The sequence below is a fragment of the Klebsiella sp. MS 92-3 genome (assembly GCF_000195655.1).
In the GTDB taxonomy this organism is placed as follows: Bacteria; Pseudomonadota; Gammaproteobacteria; order Enterobacterales; family Enterobacteriaceae; genus Klebsiella; species Klebsiella pneumoniae.
On sequence record NZ_GL882869.1, the window covers coordinates 27,056 to 33,705 of the forward strand.

General features: G+C 54.6%; 7 protein-coding genes. 4 read left to right on the top strand and 3 right to left on the bottom strand.

Features of this window, described 5'->3' with window-relative positions; translation table 11 throughout:
* Positions 1–87 precede the first annotated feature (87 nt).
* Positions 88–516, bottom strand: a complete 429-nt coding sequence (locus tag HMPREF9538_RS30760) for a GFA family protein (RefSeq protein WP_001554382.1) — start codon at positions 514–516, stop codon at positions 88–90.
* 288 nt (positions 517–804) lie between these two features.
* Between HMPREF9538_RS30760 and HMPREF9538_RS01370 the strand changes: the two genes are divergently transcribed.
* Together HMPREF9538_RS01370 and HMPREF9538_RS01365 are read left to right on the top strand one after the other, a co-directional pair.
* On the top strand, positions 805–1,695 hold the full coding sequence (locus HMPREF9538_RS01370) for a LysR family transcriptional regulator (protein ID WP_004189627.1): 891 nt from the start codon (positions 805–807) through the stop codon (positions 1,693–1,695).
* A 149-nt stretch (positions 1,696–1,844) separates the two neighbouring features.
* Entirely contained in the window at positions 1,845–2,837 is a 993-nt protein-coding gene (locus HMPREF9538_RS01365; protein WP_004189630.1) for a zinc-dependent alcohol dehydrogenase family protein, read from the top strand.
* Positions 2,838–2,985: 148 nt separating this feature from the next.
* Here HMPREF9538_RS01365 and HMPREF9538_RS01360 read toward each other — a convergent pair whose 3' ends face one another.
* On the bottom strand, positions 2,986–3,921 hold the full coding sequence (locus HMPREF9538_RS01360) for a LysR family transcriptional regulator (protein WP_004210091.1): 936 nt from the start codon (positions 3,919–3,921) through the stop codon (positions 2,986–2,988).
* Between the two features lie 116 nt (positions 3,922–4,037).
* Between HMPREF9538_RS01360 and HMPREF9538_RS01355 the strand changes: the two genes are divergently transcribed.
* Complete coding sequence (locus HMPREF9538_RS01355) at positions 4,038–5,570, top strand: MFS transporter (RefSeq protein WP_009486394.1); 1,533 nt, start codon at positions 4,038–4,040, stop codon at positions 5,568–5,570.
* A 159-nt stretch (positions 5,571–5,729) separates the two neighbouring features.
* Positions 5,730–6,014, top strand: a complete 285-nt coding sequence (locus HMPREF9538_RS01350) for a hypothetical protein (protein ID WP_002907923.1) — start codon at positions 5,730–5,732, stop codon at positions 6,012–6,014.
* A 36-nt stretch (positions 6,015–6,050) separates the two neighbouring features.
* Here the strand turns inward: HMPREF9538_RS01350 and HMPREF9538_RS01345 are convergent, their stop codons facing one another.
* Positions 6,051–6,539, bottom strand: a complete 489-nt coding sequence (locus tag HMPREF9538_RS01345) for a DinB family protein (protein ID WP_004175817.1) — start codon at positions 6,537–6,539, stop codon at positions 6,051–6,053.
* Between the last annotated feature and the right edge of the window lie 111 nt (positions 6,540–6,650).

Below are 6,650 nucleotides of genomic sequence, written 5' to 3' on the forward strand. Positions count from 1 at the left end.
TCTGGCGCCTCCATGCCGCTGACGCGGCATTCAGAAGCTTTCCGATGCTGTAGGTTTTAACGTCTGCTTTGTGCCAAATGCTGACGCTCAGGAATTGAGTTTCAGGTACTTTAAAAGCGAGGCTAGCGACTCGACAGGTCCAGCGTGACAACTAGGTGAGCGGGTTTCATCCCAGGGCATTGCATCATCAGTGCAGAAGTCTCCTGCACATTCCATTTCAAGACGTTCGTCAATTAAACCAACAGGAACCCAGACATAAGGTACGTCTCGCAGACTGTTAGGCACAGTTGAGCCACATACATTGCAAAAATCTGTACGGTACCCCGTTGGCTTAGACCATGAAGCAATGCAGTTTTCCCCTTTAATCCAGCGAAACTCACTGTCTTTGACTAGTGTGGCGAGATTGTAACCCACACCGCTCTGCTTTCTGCAAAGCGAGCAATGACAACGATAAAACACTGCTGGTTTATGAGTAAGTTCAAATTCAATTGTTCCACACAAACAAGATCCATTCATTTCAAAACCATTCCTGCAAGGTCTAAGAGATTTTATGAAACATTACCATCTTTTTTGTACTGAATAGGAGCGCTCTTTTTGGCAACTCAAAATCAGCTATCAGTCGGTCTGAATATCCGCTCTTCGCTCACAGCGGACTTTAAACTCACCCAGTACGCCCGCTTCGAGCCAGGAGCGCACATTTTGAAAGCCATCAAGTCCTTAGTTTGATGCCCATCGGAATTGTTTACTTTACAATACCAGCTACGAACAGCCTAACTAAAGCCAGGTGATCACGTGCATTCAAACATGATTGAATACCTTAATATTTTCGTACAGGTTGTTGAGCAGGGCAGCTTTACAAGGGCCGCTGACATTCTGCAGATTCATCGTCCCACCGTGAGCAAAGCGATACAGCAGATAGAGGACGACCTCGGCGTAAAACTCATCCATCGCACTACCCGTAAGTTGAGCGTTACGGCTGAAGGGGAGGCGTTTTATCATCGTGCCAGGCTTGTATTGTCTGAAGTTAATGACATGATGGCGAGCTTTTCACCTACCCTTCCACCTCGGGGGCGGCTCAGGATTGATGTCCCGCTGGCGCTGGCTCACGCCATACTGATCCCTAATCTCAAACATTTCCAGTCACTGTATCCTGACATTGATGTCATATTGGTTTCATCGGACAAAAAAACCGATCTCATTAGTGAAGGTGTGGACTGTCTTGTCCGCCTGGGTGAGCTTCAGGATTCGAGTTTTATTTCCAGACGTCTTGGTGACATCAGGATGGTCACCTGTGCAGCCCCGTCTTACTTGCAACAATATGGACGACCGGAAACACTTGCGGATCTGGATCAGCATCGGGCAATAAACTTTTTCAGCGACCACAGTCGTGATGTGATGGAATGGAAATTTACTAAGGACGGGAAGATTGTTTCGTTGCGTCCCGTAGGCAGCATGCTGGTTGATAATTCAGATATTCTGCTCTCCTGTGGACTGGCGGGCCTCGGCATAATCCAGGCCACCTTTAACGCCCTTGCTCCACATATTGCTTCCGGCGCTCTTGAAGAGATTCTGACGCAATACCCTTCTGTGTCTAAGCCTGTGTCGGTGCTGTATCCGGACAGGCACTACCTTTCGCCCAAAGTACGGGTCTTTATCGACTGGTTCAGTGAAGTTCTGACCATGCAGAACCGCTGAAACCAATGGATTGTTAACAGATAATTAATACTGAAGTTCCCTGTCAGCTATTTTTGGTACGTTTATAGCAGCGTAGATTGTCAGTAAATAAACCTGGCATGTCTTCAACAATATTCGAAAGATGTGCTGATAACTGACGAGAGCTGAATATGTCTAAAGTTGTTACCTTTAACCGCACCGGTGGTCCGGAAGTTTTGGAAATTGTCGATATGGAGGTGCCCGCACCAGCAGCGGGTGAAGTTCAGATTCGCGTGCAGGCTATCGGTCTTAATCGTGCAGAAATCATGTACCGCAACGGCCAATATGTTATTGAGCCGGAATTTCCGGCACGTCTTGGTTATGAAGCGGCTGGCGTTGTGCAGGCCGTAGGTGAGAATGTTGAGGCGTTTACCACTGGCGATCTGGTCAGCGTAATCCCTTCGTTTATGTTTAATGAATACGGCATGTACGGCGAACTGGTCAATGCACCTGTGCACGCTGTTGTGAAGCATCCTGAAAATCTTTCCTTTGAGGAAGCCGCTGCAAGTTGGATGATGTATGTCACTGCATATGGCGCGCTGGTTGAATATGGCAACCTTCAGGCTGGGCAGAATGTTGTGATCCGCGCAGCATCAAGCAGCGTAGGACTGGCTGCCATACAGATTGCTAACATGCTGGGTGCTAAACCCATTGCGCTTACCCGAACTGCCGAAAAAAGAGACATGCTTCTTAAAGCGGGTGCCGCCACTGTTATCGCTAGCGCTGAGCAGGATATGGTTGCGGAAATCAATCATGCGACAGATGGCATGGGCGCCCATATTGTTTTTGATCCTGTCGGTGGGCCGGACGTGGCAAAACTGACCCAGGTGATGGCACCGCAAGGGATGTTCTTCCAGTACGGCGCGCTAGACAGCCGCGACCTTCTTGTGCCTGTCTTTGATATTCTCGGTAAGCATCTCACGCTGCGTGGATATGAGCTGTTTGAAATTACGACGGACCCTGAAAAAATGGCACGCGCAAAATCCTTCGTCACCGAAGGGTTACGTTCCGGCAAACTGAAACCTGTCATTGATAAAACATTTCCGCTTGAGGATATTGCGGATGCACAGCGCTATATGGAAGCAAATGGACAGGTTGGCAAAGTCGTTGTAGTGGTTGAGTAAACCTCAAACCCACTAACCGTTCACCCAGATGAGCTGGTATGAAAGGTGAAGCGGAGGGCCATACGCTGCAGATCAGGATTCAGCGGTGCAGACTTTTCTGACCTAAAGGGAAGGGGGCGGCACACTCTGCTTCAGTGGGGGTAGCTAATCACCTCAAATTGTTAGATACAAGGGGTGGGGGTGCCGATGCGGGTGACAAGGGTATCTCTGCCGCAGCCATAAAATCGATAAAACAGCGTATTCGCGGTGACAGATAGCGGCTGGCGGGCCACAGGACCGAGAAATGCCCATCCTTGATGCAACACCCGGGCAACACCTCCTGCAGTTGTCCCTCATCCATTGCCTCGCGCACGACAAAATCAGGCACATAAGCGATGCCCATCCCCGCCGCGCTTAAGCGAATGGCGGCCTCAATGTTATTGACCGTCATCACGGCAGCGGACCTGAAATCTCCCGTCAGTCGCATACCGCGCAGTTCCCAGGGCTGGATCAGCCCCGTCGCGGGGAAGCGGAAAAAAATGCACTTGTGCGCCGCCAATTCCGCTGGCGAGTCGGGGGCGCCGTATTCCGCCAGATAGGCCGGACTGGCGCAGAGCACAAAACGAAAGCCTCCCAGCTTTCTGGCGATCAAGCGGGAGTCCGCTAATTCACCGCTGCGGATAGCGACATCAACTCCCTCATCGATCAGATTGACCAGCCGGTCGCTAAAGTCGAGATCCAGTTCAACCTGCGGATAAAGACGGCTAAAGGCGGTGAGGGCGGGGAGCAACAGGCGGTAGCCAATGACGGGCAGTGAAATCCTCAGTTTGCCGGTGGGCTGTGAGAGACTGCTGGTCAGCTCTGACTCGGCCTCCTGGATCTGCTCCAGGATACTCTGGCAGCGTGTCAGAAATGCGGCCCCCTCCGCCGTCAGGCTGACGTTTCTGGTGCTGCGGTTGAACAGCCGGACCCCCAGTTTATGCTCAAGCCGGGCGACATTCTTACCCACCGCCGAGGCAGATATGCCCAGCAGCCTGGCGGCCTGAACAAAGCTTAGCGTTTCGGCGGTGCGGACAAAGGACGTCAGCGAGGTGAGGCTGTCCATCGATTATAAACCTTATGTCTCTTAAGAAGATATTTTCAGTCTATTTATCGGCATTAACATCCGCAATAGGATGGCGACAGTTTATTCATTCCTTGCCGACTGATGAGGGCCGCCCGATGTTACTCACCGCCAGAACACCTTCCCGATACGCCAGCGCCCTGGCCGCGCTTTCTGTCTTTATGGCGGCCTTGCTGCTGCCGTTAAGTTTTACCGGCGGCGTCATGACCACCCCCGCGATACAGCAGTCGCTGGGCGGCTCTCCCGCTGCGCTGTCGTGGCTGACCAATGGCTTTATGCTGACTTTCGGCAGCTTTTTGCTGGCCGCAGGGGTGACGGCGGATGCCATCGACAGAAAACGTATTTTTATCGCCGGCGCCGCGCTGTTTTGCCTGAGCAGCCTGCTGTTTTGCCTGACGCACAATCTCTTCCTGTCAGGCGTGTTGAGGGCTCTGCAGGGCCTGGCCGCGGCGATGATTTTAGCCAGCGGCAGTGCGGCGCTGGCCCAGCTGTATGATGGCGCTCAGCGGACCCGGGCATTCAGCATCCTCGGCACGGTGTTCGGCGTTGGCCTGGCGTTCGGTCCGCTGCTGATCGGCTTCATGATCGACGCGGTGGGTTGGCGCGGCGTATACGCCCTGTTTGCGCTGCTCTCGGCGATAGTTCTGCTTATCGGTCTGGCGTATCTGCCAGCGGCAGAAAAAAGCGAGCCGCGGACACCCGACAACCTGGGCCTAACCCTGTTTACGCTGGCCCTGATGCTGTTTACTGCATCGCTTATGGTCATTCCGGCCCGCGGTTTTTTATCCCTGACCACGCTGGCCTTGCTCATCGCGTCGGGGGGGCTGTTCGTGGCGTTTGTCGTACGCTGCCGGAGGGTGAACAACCCGGTGCTGGAACTCTCCCTGCTGCGTCATCCGCGTTTTGTCGGCGTACTGTTGTTGCCTGTCGCCACCTGCTGTTGCTACGTGGTCCTGCTGATTATTGTTCCACTGCATTTTATGGGCGGAGAGGGGATGAGTGAGTCGCAGAGCGCACTGTATCTGATGGCGCTGACCACGCCGATGCTGGTTTTCCCATCCGTTGCGGCCCTGCTCACCCGCTGGTTTTCACCGGGGCAGGTGTCCACGGCGGGACTGATGATGGCCTCCGTCGGGTTGTTGTTGCTGGGCGATGCTTTTCACAGTAACCACCTCCCGCAACTTGTGCTGGCGCTGATCCTCTGTGGGGCGGGGGCGGCGCTTCCCTGGGGACTGATGGATGGCCTGGCGATATCCGCTGTGCCGGTCGCCAAAGCCGGTATGGCGGCAGGCCTGTTCAACACCGTACGCGTTGCCGGCGAGGGGATCGCCCTGGCGGTCGTCTCCGCGGTATTAACGGCAAGCAATACCCTGACCCTGCAGAGTCGCGTTCACGGGTATGCCCCCGAGGTGATTCACCGCGCCGCAGGCTGGCTGGGGGCCGGCAATATGCCGCAGGCGGCTGCGCTTTTGCCTGATTTTTCCCTCCGGGTGCTGCGCGAGAGCTATGACTCTGCTTATACGCTACTGTTTAGCGGGCTGGCGGTCGTCACCCTGCTGTGCGCCCTGACGATCTGGCTGACGTTATGCCGGAAGGGGGGCGCTATCCAAACCCGCAACAGTGGATCCTGAACCCCCTTGATAGCGCGGTGGCGTCACGCTCCCGGCAACCGCCTTTCCCGGTCTGCTCAGCGAACCGGGATTGTTATTGTTTCGCTGACGGAACTATGCTGATTAGGGCGGCCATATGCGCCGCCCCGGCAGCGGAAACTGTGACTCACAGGCGGCGGTATGGCGAGTGATACAGACCGGATTTATATCGAGATCCTGGAAACGGTGCTGATGAGCACCCTGGATCCTGATTTGTGGAAATCGGCGCTGCAGAAACTGGCGTTTCTCACCGGCAGCGCCTTGATGGAGCTCTTTAACGTCAAGCCCGCCGAAAACGCAGTGGCGGAGCTGCTGGTGCGGGGCATGACGCCTTATATCTGGGCGTATCTATCGCCACGATCGGAACCCACCTTAGCGCCCTGTACCAGAAAACCCATACTCGACATCAGGCAGAGCTCCTGCTGATTCTCCGCGTAATCGACGGTGAATGGTTTCGCTCGGTCAGGAATGATGGTCGCGCAGGAAAACGGTCAGCACCTCTTTCGGCGGCACGCCGCCGCATTCGCCAATCATCCAGCCCACCGCGCCGCGGTGATAGGCGCCGTGAAAGAGCATATGGTTCAGCATCTCCATCGCGGTCATATTGCCGTCGCCGCCGTCGACAAATTTGAAGGCGATACGTTCGTGGAAATCGGCGGGGGTCATGGCGCTGACGTACTGAATGTATTCGTCCGTACAGGCGGTCATGGCCGTTTCCAGCTCATCAACGGTTGGCGTCTCAGGGGTATTCAGCGCGGTGTAGCCGTGCGGCCTGCCGCGCAGGTTCGCCCGGAAAATCATATCAACGACATGGATATGGTTCATCAGCCTGATGGTCAGGTGACGCTTTTCGCCATGTACCGTTCCGTCAATCGCGCGGATCGCCTGTAAGGTGGCAAGGTCAATCCAGCGCTTGTATTTCAACAGCGTTACTACTGTGTCTTTGTCCATAGTCGGTCCCGGGTTGGTTGAACCGTTATCATACTGGTTATGCCGGTGAGCCGTCACTCACCGGCATCAGGCACAAAAAAACCCCCCCCCCGGGGGGGGGTTTTTTTTTTT

Bases quoted from the DNA above. Each gene is read 5' to 3' on its own strand.
- HMPREF9538_RS01345 (WP_004175817.1), bottom strand. From the start codon at position 6,539: ATGGACAAAGACACAGTAGTAACGCTGTTGAAATACAAGCGCTGGATT.
- HMPREF9538_RS01355 (WP_009486394.1), top strand. From the start codon at position 4,038: ATGTTACTCACCGCCAGAACACCTTCCCGATACGCCAGCGCCCTGGCC.
- HMPREF9538_RS01365 (WP_004189630.1), top strand. From the start codon at position 1,845: ATGTCTAAAGTTGTTACCTTTAACCGCACCGGTGGTCCGGAAGTTTTG.
- HMPREF9538_RS01350 (WP_002907923.1), top strand. From the start codon at position 5,730: ATGGCGAGTGATACAGACCGGATTTATATCGAGATCCTGGAAACGGTG.
- HMPREF9538_RS30760 (WP_001554382.1), bottom strand. From the start codon at position 516: ATGAATGGATCTTGTTTGTGTGGAACAATTGAATTTGAACTTACTCAT.
- HMPREF9538_RS01360 (WP_004210091.1), bottom strand. From the start codon at position 3,921: ATGGACAGCCTCACCTCGCTGACGTCCTTTGTCCGCACCGCCGAAACG.
- HMPREF9538_RS01370 (WP_004189627.1), top strand. From the start codon at position 805: ATGATTGAATACCTTAATATTTTCGTACAGGTTGTTGAGCAGGGCAGC.